At 63.5% G+C, this 16874-nt stretch carries 16 protein-coding genes; 6 read left to right on the top strand and 10 right to left on the bottom strand.

Going from position 1 to position 16874, the window contains the following annotated elements:
• Nucleotides 1-87 precede the first annotated feature (87 nt).
• The 3 genes from M1R55_RS12100 to M1R55_RS12090 all read left to right on the top strand — a co-directional run bounded on the left by M1R55_RS12100 (nt 88) and on the right by M1R55_RS12090 (nt 4056).
• Nucleotides 88-2373 (top strand): amylo-alpha-1,6-glucosidase, encoded by a 2286-nt coding sequence (locus tag M1R55_RS12100; protein ID WP_249392008.1) that lies wholly within the window; start codon nt 88-90, stop codon nt 2371-2373.
• 341 nt (nt 2374-2714) lie between these two features.
• Entirely contained in the window at nt 2715-3395 is a 681-nt protein-coding gene (locus tag M1R55_RS12095; RefSeq protein ID WP_249392007.1) for an NUDIX domain-containing protein, read from the top strand.
• Nucleotides 3396-3555: 160 nt separating this feature from the next.
• Nucleotides 3556-4056 carry a DUF456 domain-containing protein gene (locus tag M1R55_RS12090; RefSeq protein WP_249392006.1) on the top strand — a complete coding sequence of 167 codons (501 nt, stop codon included), beginning with the start codon at nt 3556-3558 and terminating at the stop codon, nt 4054-4056.
• Between the two features lie 212 nt (nt 4057-4268).
• Here the strand turns inward: M1R55_RS12090 and M1R55_RS12085 are convergent, their stop codons facing one another.
• The 3 genes from M1R55_RS12085 to M1R55_RS12075 all read right to left on the bottom strand — a co-directional run bounded on the left by M1R55_RS12085 (nt 4269) and on the right by M1R55_RS12075 (nt 7291).
• Complete coding sequence (locus M1R55_RS12085; protein WP_249392005.1) at nt 4269-5006, bottom strand: hypothetical protein; 738 nt, start codon at nt 5004-5006, stop codon at nt 4269-4271.
• Between the two features lie 160 nt (nt 5007-5166).
• Nucleotides 5167-6159, bottom strand: a complete 993-nt coding sequence (locus M1R55_RS12080) for a CPBP family intramembrane glutamic endopeptidase (protein WP_249392004.1) — start codon at nt 6157-6159, stop codon at nt 5167-5169.
• Nucleotides 6160-6259: 100 nt separating this feature from the next.
• Nucleotides 6260-7291 (bottom strand): low specificity L-threonine aldolase, encoded by a 1032-nt coding sequence (locus tag M1R55_RS12075; RefSeq protein WP_249392003.1) that lies wholly within the window; start codon nt 7289-7291, stop codon nt 6260-6262.
• 183 nt (nt 7292-7474) lie between these two features.
• On the opposite strand from M1R55_RS12075, the gene M1R55_RS12070 reads away from it, so the two are divergent.
• The 3 genes from M1R55_RS12070 to M1R55_RS12060 are packed head-to-tail and all read left to right on the top strand — an operon-like array spanning nt 7475 to nt 9827.
• Nucleotides 7475-8563, top strand: a complete 1089-nt coding sequence (locus tag M1R55_RS12070) for an Mrp/NBP35 family ATP-binding protein (RefSeq protein ID WP_249392002.1) — start codon at nt 7475-7477, stop codon at nt 8561-8563.
• Entirely contained in the window at nt 8560-9222 is a 663-nt protein-coding gene (locus M1R55_RS12065) for a metalloregulator ArsR/SmtB family transcription factor (protein WP_249392001.1), read from the top strand. The genes M1R55_RS12070 and M1R55_RS12065 overlap by 4 nt, the downstream gene beginning before the upstream one ends.
• A gap of 2 nt (nt 9223-9224) precedes the next feature.
• On the top strand, nt 9225-9827 hold the full coding sequence (locus tag M1R55_RS12060; protein ID WP_249392000.1) for a 2'-5' RNA ligase family protein: 603 nt from the start codon (nt 9225-9227) through the stop codon (nt 9825-9827).
• A gap of 410 nt (nt 9828-10237) precedes the next feature.
• Here the strand turns inward: M1R55_RS12060 and M1R55_RS12055 are convergent, their stop codons facing one another.
• The 7 genes from M1R55_RS12055 to M1R55_RS12025 form a co-directional block, all read right to left on the bottom strand.
• Complete coding sequence (locus tag M1R55_RS12055; RefSeq protein WP_249391999.1) at nt 10238-10471, bottom strand: hypothetical protein; 234 nt, start codon at nt 10469-10471, stop codon at nt 10238-10240.
• A gap of 69 nt (nt 10472-10540) precedes the next feature.
• A protein-coding gene (locus M1R55_RS12050) for an IS5 family transposase (protein WP_371827187.1) occupies nt 10541-11340 on the bottom strand; the annotation gives its coding sequence in 2 pieces (ribosomal slippage) (nt 10541-10845 and nt 10845-11340; 801 coding nt in all).
• A 164-nt stretch (nt 11341-11504) separates the two neighbouring features.
• On the bottom strand, nt 11505-12599 hold the full coding sequence (locus M1R55_RS12045; protein ID WP_249391998.1) for a bifunctional 3-deoxy-7-phosphoheptulonate synthase/chorismate mutase: 1095 nt from the start codon (nt 12597-12599) through the stop codon (nt 11505-11507).
• Between the two features lie 95 nt (nt 12600-12694).
• Nucleotides 12695-13132: a globin gene (locus M1R55_RS12040; RefSeq protein ID WP_249391997.1), complete on the bottom strand. Its 438-nt coding sequence runs from the start codon at nt 13130-13132 to the stop codon at nt 12695-12697.
• Between the two features lie 191 nt (nt 13133-13323).
• The gene (locus M1R55_RS12035; RefSeq protein ID WP_249391996.1) at nt 13324-14322 is read right to left on the bottom strand and encodes an MBL fold metallo-hydrolase; all 999 of its coding nucleotides are present in this window, start codon (nt 14320-14322) and stop codon (nt 13324-13326) included.
• Between the two features lie 291 nt (nt 14323-14613).
• Complete coding sequence (locus M1R55_RS12030) at nt 14614-15915, bottom strand: glutamate-5-semialdehyde dehydrogenase (RefSeq protein ID WP_249391995.1); 1302 nt, start codon at nt 15913-15915, stop codon at nt 14614-14616.
• Between the two features lie 174 nt (nt 15916-16089).
• Nucleotides 16090-16860 (bottom strand): shikimate dehydrogenase, encoded by a 771-nt coding sequence (locus M1R55_RS12025; protein WP_249391994.1) that lies wholly within the window; start codon nt 16858-16860, stop codon nt 16090-16092.
• Nucleotides 16861-16874: the final 14 nt, after the last annotated feature.

Below are 16874 nucleotides of genomic sequence, written 5' to 3'. Positions count from 1 at the left end.
TCTGGCATGGCGTCCACTCATCTGAAATTAAGCACCGCGCCATCTCTGTCCTGCTCTCCCCTCTCTGCGCTCTGCCATGCTGTACCCATGACCGGTTCGCCCGCTGCTGCTGCTTCTCTCCATTCTGCGTCGGCCTACACGTTTGGGCCGCACGCCGCCCGCAATCCTGATCTAGAAGTACTGCTGACCGACGGCCTCGGCGGATTCGCCCTGAGCAGTCTGGCAGGCGTGCCCACCCGCTGCTATTCGGGCCTGGCGGTCAGTCAGCAGCCGCCGGTGCGCCGCTATTCGCATCTGGTGTCGCCGCTGGAGGTACTGCGGGTAGGCCAGGAAGATATCGCGCTGCATGCGCTGGAAATCGCGCCGGGCGTGTTCGAGGGACGCGGGCTGGAAACGCTGACAGGCGCGACCACCTGGGACTTGTTGCCCGAACGCGAGCAGTTGGTGCGCGGTGTGCGGGTGCGCCGCCGGATGTGTGCGCCCCGGCATTCCGGCGCAGTGGTGTATCTGTACGAGGTGCAGAGCCGCGTGCCTGTGACCCTGACCCTGGGCGGGTTTTTTGTAGACCGGGACATGCACCACGTTCACCGCGCCGCACCCAAATTGAGCTTTGCCGTGCAGGCGGGGGGCCGCCAGGTGCGCGTGCAGGGCGAGCGAGAAACGCGGGCCACGCTGTATCTGCCGCAGGGCGGGGGCGTCACCACCGATCCGCTGACCCCGTCCCCGTTTTCGCAACGGGTGTACTACCGCCACGACGCCGCACGCGGGGAACCAGACGTGGATTACGCGCAGGGCGCGGCGCTGTGGCAGGTGCAGTTTCCAGCGGGGGGCGGGCAGGTGGCGCTGGTGGTACAGGGTTTGATGACACAGGGCATGATGGCGGGTGCAGGGCAGAGCACTCTTCCAGACCCCTGGGCCGCCTATGCAGAGGAAGCCATGCGCCGCCGCCAACTGGCCGAGCAGGCGTGGCAAGCGTCCGGCGTGCAGGATGAAGTGGTGGCGACGCTCGCCGTGGCTGCCGACGCCTACCTCGTGCAGCGCCTGAATGTCAGCACCCAGAACCGCAGCCTCAGCGTCATTGCGGGCTATCCGTGGTTTGCCGACTGGGGCCGCGACGCCATGATCGCCCTGTCTGGCCTGACGCTGGTCACGGGCCGCTATGAGGAAGCCCGCGACATCCTGAGCACATTTTTAGGGGCGCTGCGGCGGGGGCTGACGCCCAATAACTTTCATGACGACGGCACGGGCGCTGGGTTTAACACCGTAGACGGGGCGCTCTGGCTGGCGGTGGCCCTGGAAAGATATGCCCGCACCACCGGAGATGGCCCTTTTGTGCGGGCGGCCCTGCCCCAACTGCGCGAACTGTTGCGCTGGCATGTGCAGGGCACCGATCACGGCATTGCCGCCGACCCTGCCGATGGTCTGCTGCGGGCCGGAGAACCGGGCGTACAACTGACGTGGATGGATGTAAAAATCAGGGACTGGGTGGTAACACCCCGCCACGGCAAACCTGTAGAAATTCAGGCGTTGTGGCTGGCCGCGCTGGGGGCCGAAGCCCGCCTGTCGGACGTGCTGGGCGAGCCACCCGTGTACGCCGAACTGCTGAGCCGTGCCCATCAGGGATTTTCGGCGCTGTGGGGGCCAGATCTGGGGGCCGATCTTACGCCTGCCCTTTCTTATACCCATCCATCACTTGGCCCATTGGCACCCGCGCCACTGGGAATGGGCGGCCTCACGGAGATGTTTGGCATGGGCAGCATCGGACTGAGCGACACGGGCAGCCACAATGATGTGTTGTCTGCGCTGACGCTGACGCCGCCCACTCCTCTTCACACTCCAACAGCGCCCCTGCCACCCGCCGCTGCCCTGGCCGACCTCTTGGCCCCGGATGCCAACGGACACTGGCAGCCCGACTGGAGCGTGCGCCCCAACGCCGCCCTTGCGCTGTCTCTGCCCGACACGCCCGCCACCGCGGCCCAGGCCGACGCCGTGATTCGGGACATAGAAGCGCATCTGCTGACGCCTGTGGGCCTGCACACGCTCTCGCCGCTAGACCCGCGCTACCTGGGCAATTACGGCGGGCCGCAACTGGTACGCGACGCGGCCTACCATCAGGGCACGGTGTGGCCCTGGCCGCTGGGCGCGTATGTAGAAGTGCTGCTGTCGCGGGGAGAAGTGCGCCGCGCCCGCGCTGCCCTGGCGGGCCTGACCGGGCACATCTGGGAAGCGGGGCTGGGCCACGTCTCGGAAGTGTTTGCCGGAGACAGCCTGACCCCCGGCGGCTGCCCCTTTCAGGCGTGGAGCGTGGCCGAGGTACTCCGGGCACATGTGCTGGTGGCGCGGGCCGAAGCCGCCGCGTCCCACCAACCCTGATACGGAAACCGGTTCGGTAGCCAGCAAGTACGGCCTTCTATCCGACCTGAACAGCTGCCAAGCCGAGCGGAGTGAGGAAAAGCAGGGACAGAATCCGTGTCACGCCCAAAATGAACGCGAAAACCCGTCTGGTTGCTGCCATGCCCCCACTGCCCTCTACACTTATAGCGGGATTTGCCCTTGACGTACCCCGGACACAAACCCTAGCATCCGGGGATGATACGGACTTGCTCTGACTCCCGACTCCCCGGAACAGTACCGGAGAGTCTGCAAGCGCCGCTAGCCCGTCCTTGGTTCCCCCCACTCCGTCCGGCTGCGTTTCCGACTCACCGCAATTCTGTATGACAGGCACGCTCGAACTTCCTCCGCAGGCCATGCAGGTCGGCCTGGCCGTGGATGTGGCCGCGTTTGCCATGCATGCCGGAGAACTGCGGGTGCTGCTCGTTCAGCGCGGCGCACTGCCACACGCCCGCGACTGGGCCTTGCCGGGCGGTTTTGTTCAGGGCGGCGAAGAACTGCACGAGGCAGCTCTGCGCGAACTGCGTACCGAAACGACGGTGCAACTGGAACCCCGGCACCTGGAACAGTTTTATACCTTTGGCGAGGTCGACCGTGACCCGCGTGGCCGAATAGTCAGCGTGGCGCATTTGGCGGTGTTGCCGCACGGCACAGTGCGCGTGACGGCGGGCGGGCATACGCTGGGCGCGGCGTGGCTCAGTGCCCACCAACCGCCGCCGCTGGCCTTCGATCATCACCTGATTCTGGATAGGGCCATTAAACGGCTGCAACTGCGCCTGGAATACGCCAACCTTGCCCTGGAATTTTTGCCCGATACCTTTACCTTGCCGGAATTGCAGGGCGTGTACGAGGCCATTTTAGACCGCAAGCTGGACAAGCGTAATTTCCGCAAACGCCTGCTGACTCAGGGTATTTTGACCCCCAGCGGGGAGCGGCGCAGCGGAGTAGGACGGCCCGCCCAACTGTACAGACGCGCCAAGAATGCGCGGGTGGCGGCGCTGTAAATCGCGGTAACTCGAAGACGAACCTGACTGGGACAGCTCCGCAGGAGGGCAAAGCGAAGAGCAAAATGACGACCTTGCGGAGAGTTGGGAATCAGAGCGGGGTCGTCGCCCTGGCCCTCCACGGAACCCTCGCCCCACTTTCCGCGTACCCTCACAGCGTATGAGTCTTGCTTTTTTAATCTTCCTTGTCGCGTGGATCATCGGCATGATCGGCACATTTATTCCCGCCGTGCCCGCCACCATCATCATTTTCGCCGGAACGGTGGCTGCCACCCTGCTTGACGGCTTTCAGGTGTGGCCCGATCTTCCCTTCCTCCTGACGTTTGCCGTGATTACCTTCCTGATTTCGATGGTGGACAACGTAGCGAGTGCGTGGGGCGCGAAGAAATACGGCGGCAGTAAACAGGCCGTTTGGGGCGCCCTGATTGGCGGCCTAGTGGGCATCTTTATTCCCTTTGGCCTGATCGTGGGGCCGCTGGCCGGGGCGCTCATCGCCGAATTGTTCGTGGTTCGCAAACCTATACCAGAGGCGGTTCGGGCGGCGTGGGGCACCTTGGTGGGCCTGCTGACCGGCCTGGCGGCCAAGCTGGTGCTGCACCTCCTGATCGGCATCTACGAGCTGTGGCGGTTGTGGGAACCCGCCAAGAGCGTATTTGGATAAGAAGAACGAACAGAAAGAGAGGCTCTGGCACGTTGGCGAGAGCCTTTCTTTCTGAAATTCATACGGATTCCCGCCATTCCGTTCCCTTTTGGGAGGCACCAAAAGCCAACTCCATTCTGGGATCCGTACTTTTCCTACTCTGCGGGGCAGCTCTGCGAGTCGCTTTGCTTGGATTGACAGCCCAACAGTACGGCTTTCAATCGGAATCAAGTTCAGCGGGCCAATATAAGCGGCGCTATGGCAATAAACCCGATGATCAGCGCGGGCAGCAGCGGCAAGAATGCCCCCAGCGCAGCCCGCCCGATGTGGCCCACCGTGACGCGCAGGGCAAAAAACGCCAACACACATTGTGCCGCTGTGCCCAACAACGTCGCAAAAGCCAGTGCCAACGCCCCCGAAGTTTGCGCCGCCGCACCCAACGCCGCCCGCTGTATCTGCTGTGGATTTTGGCCCGCTGCTGCCAACGCTGCCTCAGAGGGGAGCCATGCCGCAGCCGGGGTACTGAGCGCCAACACGATGACCAGCAGATACAGCGGCACCAGCAGGGCAAACGAGGCACTGAAGATTTCTGCGACGCGGCTGCCGCGCAGGCTTTTGCCCCGGCCCGCGCCCAAGCGCCCCAAACCCCACATCACGGCGAAGGTCAGCACGGTCAGAAAGAAGCTGCCGAAAGCGTTGGTCATGTGCGCGATCAGAGGCGGCGCAGCGGTGTTGGTCAGTTCGGCGGCCAACTGCGCGGCGGGGCGCACCAGCAGCGCATACGCCACACCCGACAACGCCGCAGGCACCACCACTGCCGCCCAATACCGCCACGTCAGGGGTTCGGATTCGGCCAACTGTACGCCAAATCCACGCGGCCCACTCAGCAGGTCTATGGGCAGCGGCGCGGAAGCGGTGGCCGGCGGCGGCACGATGGGCGCAGGCTTACGGGAGCGGGAAGAACGAGACATTATGCCCAGTGTAGGGGGCGAGCCCTGCACAACCTATGGGCCATGTTCAGGCCGTTCTCCTTCGGGGCGGGTTTGTTTTAATTTGGGGGAATCCAGAGGAGCGGGCTGCGAAGCAGTTTGGGGATTGCCCGGCAACAAGATCAGCTTTACGGTAATGCCCCTACCACACACTCATCATTTGGGTGACGGCGGGCAGGGTCAGTACGCCTGCTATGACGCCGAACAGCACCACGCCCACGTAAGCAGCGCTGAGCCAGGGCCCCGGCGCACTCCGCACCGCCGGATCGGGCCTGGGCACCAGCCACAAATGCAGCACCAGCAAGACCACACTGCCAAACAGCAGCGCCCCCAGCGCCAGCGGAATGGTCAGCGCAGGGTTACGCAGCAGGTCGGCGGCCTCGGTGGGATCGGGCATATTGCGCCCTGCCAAAAACGCGCCCAACCCCACAGCAATGGAGTTATTGAGGGCGTGAACGATCACGGCGTTCCAGAGGCTACCCGTGTGCTGGGTCAGGCGGGCCATCGCGTAGGCCAGAGGCAAAATGCCCGCGATGCTGGCCGGAACACCGTGCGCCACAGCAAAAGCGAAGCTGGACATCAGGGCCGCCACCGTAAAGCCTGCGGCCCGCTCGTGCCCGCGCATCATCAGGCCCCGAAAGGCCACTTCTTCGGCAAAGGGAATGAGGAGGCCCGCCGCCAACAGCAGCGCCCAAAGGTCGGCCCCCCGGCTGAGGAACTGCGGAATGGCACCCGCGCTCGCCGGAAACAGCACTACGAAAAACAGCGCGAAGGCCCGCGACGCCAAGAACGCCAGCACGAACGCGGCGAGCGCCAGCCCCCATGACGGCGGCGTGCGCCAACGCGAATCGCGCACCAACGCCTGCATCGCGGGTTTAAAAACTGTGATCGCCAGCAACGCATTCACCACGAACGACAGCAAAAGCGCGGTTCCCAGCGGCACACCCTGCGACGTCAACACCCCCGACACCACGTTTTGACTGAGCAACAGCGTCAGCGCGGCCCGGTTGCCGTCTACCGCCCGAATACCGGAATCGGTGGGTGGCTTGACCGGCAGTTCGTCGGCGGGCCAGGTGGGAGCAGATGGCTCAGGCTGTGCTTGGGATGGGGATGAAGGGGCGTCCGGGGCCGTCATGGGGCCAGCCTAGCGCGGCAAACGGGGCGTAGGTTGTGGGCTGTGGGGTGCAGGAAGGGCGGGGATCTCAGTTTTTCCCTTCATCTGTTCCTATGAGCTACTACCCCCGAACCACAGCCCCCGTCAGCACCCCAATCGCCCGTTCCAGCGCCTCATCGCTGACCTGATGATGCAGCACAAAGCGCACCGAATCTGGGCCAAGCGCGTTGGCATGCACCCCGGCTGCGGCCCAGCGTGCGGCGTGGGCAGCGGCGTCGGGCAGGGTGGCGTAGATGATGTTGGTCTGCACGGCAGCCAGATTGACGGCAAATCCGGCGGCCACCAACGCTTCGGCCAACTGGCGGGCGCGGCGGTGATCCTGCTTGAGGAGGGCGGGGCCGTCTTGCAGGGCCACCAACGCGGCGGCGGCCAGCACTCCCGCCTGACGCATCCCGCCGCCCATCATCTTGCGGTAGCGGTGCGCCTGTGCCATCTGCTTGGCACTGCCCACCAGCACGCTGCCCACCGGTGCGCCCAACCCCTTGCTGAGGCACACGCTGACGGTATCGAACTGGCCCGTAATATCGGACAGCGGCACGTCCTGCGCGGCGGCAGCATTGAAGACGCGTGCGCCGTCCAGATGCAGCGGCAGGCCCTCCTGATCGGCCACAGCGCGGATTCCGGCCAGCACCTCCAGTGGAATCACGGTTCCGCCCGCCTTGTTATGGGTATTTTCCAGACTGATCATGCCCGAGGGCGATTGATGAATGCTGCGGCGCACAGCGGCCCGCACGCCTTCGGGATCAGGAATGCCCAGCGGCGCGGGCACGAAACGCGGCACCACGCCACTAAACGCGGCCATCATGCCCAGTTCCCATTCGTAGATGTGGCTGCCTTCCGCGCAGATGACTTCCTCGCCGCGCCGGGTATGGAGGGCAATCGCGACCTGATTGGTCATCGTGCCAGACGGCATAAACAGTCCTGCCTCGTGTCCGGTCAGGCGGGCCACTTCACCCTGCAGGGCGTTCACGGTGGGGTCTTCGCCGTACACGTCGTCGCCCACCGCCGCCGCCGCCATCGCCGCCCGCATGGAGGGCGTAGGCGTGGTCACGGTGTCGGAGCGCAAGTCGGCAATGAGGGGAGGAAGAGTCATAGGGGGAGTCTAGAGATTAGAACCGTCAGTGGTAAGTGGTCAGTAGTCAGTGGAAAAAGATGAAGGGCAAAACCTGAACGCTGGGTCTCTCTACTTTTCCCACTCCCCACTTCCGGCGCGGAGTGTCCCTACTGTAAGGCCATGAGTTGCCCCCCCGCCGCCTAGCCGTCATGATGGCAGGGTATGCGTGACCCCGCGTTGGACGCTGTGATGGAAGCCCTGAAGACTGTAAACGACCCGGAATTGCACCGCGATCTGGTGTCGCTGGGCATGATCGAACGGGCCGAGGTGTCGGGCGGTGTGGCCGCCGTCAAGGTGAACCTGACCACGCCCGCCTGCCCACTGAAAGGCAAAATCGAGGGCGATGTGCAGGAAGCCGTGATGGCCGTGCCCGGAATCAACGATGTCGTCGTGACCTTTGGCGCGATGGTGCGTGCGCCTTCTCAGCCTGCCCTGCCCGGCGTGAAGCACGTGCTGCTGGTCGGCAGCGGCAAAGGCGGCGTGGGCAAAAGCAGCGTGGCCGTGAATATTGCCGCAGCGTTGGCCCGCGACGGAGCCAAAGTCGGCCTGCTGGACGCCGACGTATACGGCCCCTCGGTGGCCCACATGATGGGGCAGGGCGCGGCCAAAGTGACCGCCAACGCCGAGCGCAAGATGCAGCCCATCGAGGCGCATGGCGTCCGGTTTATTTCTATGGCGAACCTGTCTCCGGCGGGGCAGGCGCTTGTGTGGCGCGGGCCGATGCTGCATTCTGCGGTGCAGCAATTCCTGAAAGATGCCGCGTGGGGCGACCTCGATTACCTGATCGTGGACTTACCACCGGGCACGGGCGACGTGCAACTCAGCCTGACGCAGACCGTGCAGGTGACCGGAGCCGTGATCGTCACCACCCCGCAAGACGTGGCCCTGATCGACGCGGCGCGGGCCATCGACATGTTCCGCAAAGCCAGCGTGCCTGTGCTGGGCATCGTGGAAAACATGAGCTATTTCGTGGCCCCTGATACCGGCCTGACCTACGACCTGTTCGGGCGCGGCGGCTCGCGCAAACTGGGGGCCGAACACCTCTTGCTGGGCGAAGTGCCGATTGACATGGAAGTGCGTAAGGATTCCGATGCGGGCGTGCCTGCGGTGTTGGCACACCCCGATTCGGTGGCGTCGGCGGCCCTGACCCAGATTGCCCGCAACCTTGCCGGACAGGTCAGCGTCCGTTCTATGGCGCAGTCGTTGCAACAGGCATTGGCCGACCTGCCCGACCAGCTCACCGTCGTATGACGTTCGCGGCCTCCTACTCTCCGCAGCCCGCCACGCTGCCCGCCCCGGAGCGCACCAAGACGCGCCTGCTGGAACTGATCAAGCGGCATGGCCCCCAAACCGCGCAGGATTTGGCCTACAAGCTGGAAGTCAGCGTGCCCGCCGCCCGCCGCCACCTGTGTGACCTTCAGGAAGGCGGCCTGATCGAGTCGCGCACCGAGCGCCCCGGCGGACGTGGACGGCCCCAGCACGTGTTTGCCCTTACCGATCAGGGCGAGGCGTCGTTTCCCAAAACCTATTCGGGCCTGTGTGTAGATGTGCTGAGGCACGTGCAGCACCTGTTCGGTCAGGGGGCCGTGATGCAGGTCTTCGATGCCCGAAGCGCCGAAATTGCCCACCGTCTTCAGGCCGAACTGCCGCTGTCGTCTCCCCTGCCCGTGCGGGTGCAGGCTTTTGTGCGTGTGCTGTGCGAAATGGGCTTTGACGCTGTGCTGGAGCAAGACGGCGACACGTGGCTGGTCAGCAAACGCAACTGTCCCAACCTGACGGTGGCACGGCAATTTCAGGAGCTCTGCGTCAGCGAACTGAGCCTGTACCAAGAAGTGCTGGGCGTACCCATGACCCGTGAGACGCGGATCGCCTGCGGCCAGAGCACCTGCCTGTACCGGATCGGCCCCTGACCATGCCGCCGTTGCCGCCCACCAGCGTGCCGGGTGTGGCTCACCTTCCGGCCAGCGAAACATCTCCTGGCACGGCGCAGATGTTGCCGCCGCTGCACAGTCTGGTGGCGTGGCCCCCCGCTGAACTGGACGGTTGGCTGCGGCGCACACAGGAACGGCTGAATGTGCGGGCGTTCGGCCTGCCGCACCTGAATTTGCGTGCCCCGTTCCGCACACCACTGGGCAGCCGCGATCTGGTCAGCGCGTTCCGGCACCTGCTGGCCGATACACCGCCCTTTGAGATCAAGATTCTAGGCTGGAAACAGCTTCCCAACGCTCTGATGCTGGAATGTGAGCGTGCGCCCGAACTGCTGGCCCTGCACCGCCGCGCCCTCGGTGCCGTGCCCAGCAGCCAGGCTCCCCACGACGGCGATTCCTATATGCCGCACCTGACGCTGGCGTTGGGCATTTTGCCCTGGGCCGAAGCGCACCTGTGGGAAGAAGTCCGCCGCCTCACGCCGCCCCTGACGCATTTTACGGTCACGGCCCTCAGTCTCACGCGGGAAATGCGGGGCGAGGTGCAGGAATTGCATACCTTTCCGCTGGGAGAGGGTGGAGGATTGTAGAACGTGGGCAGGGTGGGTTTATCTAAGGGTCTATGATCTAAGGAAGGGCAAAAGCGAGGGCTAGGGTCTGTAGGCCAAGGGGCAGGGATACGCCTCCGTCTTTGGGTTGCGTTTGGATCATCAGCTGTGTCAGCTGTCAAACCAGAACACCATTCGCAAATCGTGGGGATCGTCCACGAACGCTTGAAGCTGCGTCAAACCTTCGGTCACAAACCTCGTGTCTGCAACTGCATCACGGTAGGTCACCATCTCCGGCCGAGCCTCTCGTGCGTCTTGATCAGCAATGGGCTCCAAGCGCACGAGAGGCGGATCCCAATCAAACGTCAACAGCTCGTGCAGGGAAAGCCACGATGGACTGTGCACCTCTGGATAGTGCTGTGCTGCCCGCCAAGCATCGCGAACTTCATCACTCACGTCGTCTGGGATCCCACGGCACGGGAGATCGGGCGCACATTCATTCGGTTCCGCACACCACCCAGGATCGCAAAGAGATCGTAATCGCGACCGATAAACAGCGGCAAGCGCCAGTAGGCTTCTTCCTGTTCCGGAGTGGCCGTGTCCCAGTCCAGATCTGGGAGCACCTGAATTCTTTTCCAGCCGTCGTCTTTTCGAACCTCAAAATGCTCGTGTAGATCACAACCCATGGCGTTGACGATGACAGACTTCGGCCGAATTTTTCAGGCTACTGAAGGTGCAGTCAAGCTCTCCACATCTCAGAGCCACAAGAGGATCGCCGCCACTTGGAGCCATGCTTGATAACTCCGGGCCCGTTTGTCATAACGAGTCGCGATCCTGCGAAAGTGTTTGAAGCGGTTGACCAGGCGCTCCACTTTGTTCCGCTCTTTGTAGACAGCAGGATCGAAGCACAGATCAGAACCCTGGTCTTTACGCCTGGGAATCGTGACTCGAATGCCACGGCTGTGCAGATACTTCCGAACAGTGGTGTAGCTGTAGCCTTGATCGCCCACGATGCGATCAGGACGAATCCGCGGGCGGCCCCGTCCGGCGCGTACCACAGCACCTTCTCCAGCAGAGGTTGTAGGTATTTGGATTCATGCCGTTCTCCACCACTCAGGACGAACGCCATGGGCTTTCCGTGCCCTTCTGCACGTAGATGGATCTTGGTGCTGAAGCCACCCCGGGATCTTCCCAGAGCTTCTTCGGCTTGGCCTCCACGTGCGCCTGCAGCACATGGATGTGCTCGAACTACAGTGCCATCGACAAAATGCATTGACCAGTCAAGCTGACCTTTCCGGTCAGCCTGGCGTTGCAATTCGGCCCAGACCTGCTGCCAAAGGCCTTTGGCAGTCCAGCGACGGAACCGACTGGCGATCGTGGTCCATTTGCCGAAGCGCTCTGGGACGTCGCGCCACGGCGCACCTGTTCTGAGGACCCAGAGGATGCCACTGACGATGGGTCGATGCTCTAAATAAGGACGTCCCAGACCGAAGCGGGCTGGGAGGAGGGGTTCCAGACGTTGCCACTGTTCATCCGTGATTTCTTCGCGCCACAGCACGAAAAGATACGCTCATTCCCTCAAATTTCAACCCTTGGCCTACAGACCCTAGAAGCCTCTGTCTTCAGTGCCGACAACAAAGGAAGTGGATCGTAAATCGTGGCAGCCAAACCACAATCTACGATCCACAATTTATTTACTAACGCTACTTCTGTCTGCCCTTACACACTCACGGGCAGCTTCAGCATTCCGGCCAAAGCGTCCATAAAGCCGTCGAATCCGGCGAAATCGAGTTGCTGCTCGTTGTCGCTGAGGGCGGTGGCGGGGCTGGGGTGAACTTCGATGTGGATGCCGTCTGCGCCGACTGCCAGGGCAGCCTTCGCCAACGGAATCAGCAGGTCGCGGCGGCCCGCAGCGTGGGTCACATCTACGATCACGGGCAGGTGAGTTTCTTGCTTGGCGAGGGCTACCGCCGACAGATCGAGGGTGTTGCGCGTCCACTTCTCGAAGGTGCGAATGCCGCGCTCGCACAAGATGACTTCATTGTTGCCTTCCGACAGGATGTACTCGGCGGCGTAGAGCCACTCTTCGATGGTGGCGCTCAGGCCGCGCTTGAGGAGCACGGGGCGGCGAGAACGGCCCACTTCGCGCAGCAGGGCAAAGTTGTGCATGTTGCGTGCGCCGACTTGCAGAATATCGGCGTGTTCGGCCACCACTTCCACGTCGCGGGTGTCCATCACTTCGGTAATGAACAGCATGCCGTTGTCGCGGGCGGCGCGGCCCCCGATGATCAGGCCGTCTACGCCCATGCCCTGAAAGCCGTAGGGGCTGGTGCGGGGCTTGTACGCGCCGCCACGCAGGATTTTCACGCCTTTGCCCGCCAGGAAGGCGGCGGTCTGATCCATCTGCTCTTCGGATTCGATAGAGCAGGGGCCAGCAATGATGGTGGGGGGCGCACTCCCGCCGATCTGCACGCCGTCGATCTCCAGCACGGTGTCGTCACGCTTGACCTTGCGGGACACCAGGAGCTGCTTCTTGTCGTTGCTTTCCTCGAGGTCAAGGCTGGCCTTGAAGACTTCCTTGAAGATGGCTTTGACGGCGGCGCCCGTGAAGGGGCCGGGGTTCAGCGCCTCCATTTCCTTGAGTTGCTTCTCTTCGCGGGCGGGGTCGTAATGATGGGGACGGCCTTCCAGCGTCTTGGCGTGCCCGATCTGTGCCACCACTTCGCCGCGCCTGGACAGCAAAATAAGGAGATCACGGTTAATCTGATCCACCTCGGCGCGAAGGTCTTCAATATTGCGGTGCGGTTGTGTCATTGCGTCAGTGTAGGAAACTCTCGCACCATCAGGCGCGGGCTTTGCTAGTCAATTGAAAAGAGTTGTCCAAAAGACGGGCAAAATAGTGAATTTATTTACAAATGCAGCCCTTTCTGATCTTCTTCTGACGAAAGAGTATTGACCATATGTGCGGCTACCCGCGTCAGGGCGGCGTACATTTCGTGTGCGTCGGCCTCTGCGATGCTGGGGGTGGCCCGAAGCGCCGCATTCATACAGGCCAGCCACGCCCGCCCCCGTTTGGGAGTAATGGCGTGGGGCAAATGCCGCGCCCGCAACCGAGGATGCCCGTAGCGTTCGTGGTAGAGCGGCGGGCCACCCAAAAAGCCAGTCAGGAAGGCCCGTTGTTTCTCGGCGGTTTCGGTCAGATCGGCGGGAAAGATGGGGGCCAGATCGGGGTCTTGTGCTACCAACGCGTAGAACCGCGTGACGAGCTCGGCCAGGGCTTCTGGCCCGATCCGGTCATACAGCGTGCCTCCAGGTGTGAGTTGCAAGGTCGGGGGGATGACGGTCATGGGGGCAGGGTAGCGCGGAGGGAAGTTTCGGGCGATGAGCTTTGAAACGGAAGGAGTCTGGGAATTGGGGCAAGGTCACCGCTGGCTCTCACACTTTCCCACACAAGGCACACACTGGCCCACACAGCAAAAAGGCTCCAGCAGATGCCAGAGCCTTCATGTTAGATGGATTGGGAATCGGAGCCAGAGCCTCAGCTCCAGTTCCACACCGTCGGCTCGTACTCGAAGGCCCCGCCGATCATGCGGCGAATGTGGCCCAGTGCGTGAAACGGAAAGTGGTAGCCCGTGACCCACAGCCCCTCAGTGGTCGCCTGATCGAAGAGGCGTTGACGGGTGCGGGCGGCCAGTGCGCCGTCTGTGTCGAAGCCCACGTAAGCGCCCCGGTGCTTCAAGCTCAGCAGGAAGTGTCCGGCGGCGTCTCCGAAGACCAGCAGACCCGCGTTGCCGCTCTGAGCACGCACGCTGAGGTGGTTGAGCGTGTGGCCAGGGCTGGCAATCGCCGTCAGACCGGGCACGATTTCGGCTCCCGGCTGAATCAGGGTAAAACGGTCACGCAGGCCGATCAGGTTGGCCTGCACTGAGGCATTGGGCGTGGCCTGAGTCGTCCAGAACTGGAATTCTGCCGCGCCCATGACGTGCCGCGCTTGCGGGAAGGTGGGCTGCCCCGCCGTCGTCAGGCCGCCGATATGGTCGCCGTGTCCGTGCGTAATAAACACGGTGTCGATGGTGGCCGGATCGATGCCCGCCCGCCGGATATTCGCCAGAGTCTGGCCAGCGGTGCCGCCGCGCCCGGTATCGATCAGCACACGGTTTTTACCCGTTTCAATGATGGTGGGATTGAAGTGGTTGACCGTGTTGGTGGCGGCCACATGGTACTCGGCAAGCGTGGCGGCAAACTCGGCCTGACGGTCAGGATTCGCGCCCCAGGTGGGCAGCAAGGCGGCCAGCGGAGCCGTACCGTCGCTGAGGACGATAACGGTCATATCCCCAATTTTCTGGCGGTAAAAGCCGTTGCCGTTGAGGGGACCAGTGGGGGCAGCAGGCGCGGCGGGCGTAGCTGGAGCAGCAGGCGTGGTGGTCTGAGCCAGGGCCAGCGGCGAGGCGGCGGCAACGACACCAGTCAGGCCCAGGAGTTGCAGGGCGCGGCGGCGGTCTAAGGCGGCGGGCAAGATGATCTTATCGTCAGACATGGGGAAAACCTCCGGCAAGTGGGCCAAGTGAAGCAGCTGAGTTCGGTCTGGGTCGGATAGACGCAGCAGTTGGCACGCTATCCAGATTGAAATGAACTTACCTTTCAACGTTGAACGATAAATTCAAGACCAAAAGTATTCAGGCATACGCTGAACATTTGGCGGAGATTTAGAAATGGCCGTCCGACTGCATGGTGATAGAACCTTTCGGCCTGGACTGAAGCGCCGTTTGGATGACTACGCTGCTTTTCCCACGTCCTATAACTTACGGCCCACTTCCCGACATCTGCTTTAAGCCCGGCTCTGGCCCTCACCGCGCACCACCCATTTGGTCGTGGTCAGTTCGCGCAAACCCATCGGCCCCCGCGCATGCAGTTTTTGCGTGCTGATCGCCACTTCTGCGCCCAGGCCCAGTTGCCCGCCGTCGTTGAAACGGGGGCTGGCGTTCACCATCACGGCGGCGCTGTCCACGTCCTGCACAAAGCGCTCGGCCTGAGCAGCGTCACGGGTCAGGATCACGTCGGTATGGTTGCCGTGCAGGGCGATAAAATCCAGCGCTTCTTCCATGCCCTCTACGACCCGGATACTGGCGGTCAGTGCCAAAAATTCCGTGCCGTAATCGGCGTCGCTGGCAGGTTGGGCCTGTACGTCAGCGGCTTGAAGAACGGCCCACGCTTCGGCATCGGCCCGCAACTCTACGCCGTGTGCAATGAGGTCTTGGGCGATGGCCGGCAGAGCAGGCAGCGCGGCGCGGGCCACCAGCAGGGTATCGAGCGCGTTGCAGGCACTCGGCTTTTGCACCTTGGCATTCCGCACGATCTGCACGGCATTTTCTATATCTGCCGGAGTCTGGGTAAAGCTGCCGTCCAGATACACATGCACCACGCCGATGCCGCCCACGATGACGGGCACGGTGGCATTTTCGACGCAGTAGCGGTGCAGCCCCGCGCCCCCACGCGGAATAATGGCGTCCACGAGGGTATCGAGCCGCAGCAGTTCACGCATCCGCTCGCGGGCCGGGTCGTGGATGACCTGCACGGCGTTGGCGGGAAGGTGCTGGGCTTGCAGGGCAGCGTGAATGGCAACTTCCAGCGCCGCGTTGCTGAACACGGTTTCCTTGCCGCCGCGCAGGATTACAGCGTTGCCGCTCATCAGGGCCAGGGCCGCCACATCTACAGTCACGTTGGGGCGACTCTCATAAATTACGCCCAATACGCCCAGTGGCACGCGCCGCCGCGACACGCGAATGCCGCTGGGTTGCACTTCCTCGGCAGTGGTTTCGCCCACCGGGTCGGGCAGGGCGGCCACCGCTTCCACATCGGCGGCGATGGCGTCCAGCGACGCAGCAGACAGCCTGAGGCGATCGACCATGTGCGCGGGCAACTCAGCGTCCTGTGCTGCGGCGATGTCCTGCGCGTTGGCGGCCAGAATGCCTGCCTGCCGTGCCCGCAACTCGGCGGCGATGGCGTGCAGCGCGGCCACCTTCTGCGCGGTGGGCAGGGAGCGCAACACCCGCCCAGCGGCCCGCGCCCGCACGCCCATCTCGTGTACCGATGTGTTCGCTGTGTTGCCTGCCGCCTCAACCGCCGTCATGGGGGTAGCGTAACAGGGTGGGGGTGTCTAAGGGTCTAAAGGTCTAGGGCCCAAGGTGCTGGGACGGATGCGTTGGCTGGGTGGCTCCTTCGATCCTCTCCTGGTCAGACCGTGCAGCAGCGGGTTGCCCTTCTTAAAGCCTTAGATGCCTTTCCAATGTCCCGCACCCGCTGTTCACCCCAGCACCCGTACCAACGGTTCCAACTCTTCCAGATGAAAGCGGTGGCCTGTAGCGTGGGCCAGTTGCCGTACTAGACGGCGGGCGGGCAACGACGAAAGGTTCAGGCTATTGGCCCCAGTAGACGTGATCTGGGCGCGGCCCGTGAGGTCAATGACGGTGTGATACGGCTGCACCAGTCCGGCGGGCAGACCGCCACCCGTGAGCACGATCAGGTCGGCGCGTTCGGTCAGGGTACTCAGCGAGGAGTCGCGGCGGCTCATGGCAAAACTGCGGACTCCGGCGGGCAGGTCGCGGGCGGCGCGTTCGGCGTCGGGGGAACTGTCGGCCACCACGCCCACATCGGTAAAGCCGAGGCGCGAGAGGGGCAGGGCGCGGGCCAGATCGTCGGCGGTGTTGCCCAGCAGGACGGCACTTGCGCCGCGTGCCGCGTAGCCGCTGGCTTCCAGCGCGTCCATCAGCGCCCCGGTCAGGGCATACGCGCCGTGGCTGCCGCCCGTGCCGAAGCCGCCCGTAAACGACACGGCGTCCACGCGCCCCACCCGGCGGGCATCGGCGTCGGGGGTCACGGCACTCAACACGGCTTCTTCATGCGAGGGGCCAACCAATGCCCCGCAGAATCGGAGGGTATGGCAGGCGTCCAGCACAGCTTTTAAGTCGGTGTCGGGCACACCCACCGCCACAATTCCCAGTTCACGAAAGGCGCGGGCGGCCCCCGCAGGCACACCGATCAGGGCAAGGGGCGGGGCGTCGGCATGGGCAGGCATCGGGGTCAAGTGTA

Source organism: Deinococcus sp. QL22 (genome assembly GCF_023370075.1).
Classification (GTDB): Bacteria; Deinococcota; Deinococci; order Deinococcales; family Deinococcaceae; genus Deinococcus.
The sequence above is the reverse complement of the archived record's forward strand: the minus strand, read 5'-3'. Positions and strand labels throughout refer to the sequence as shown.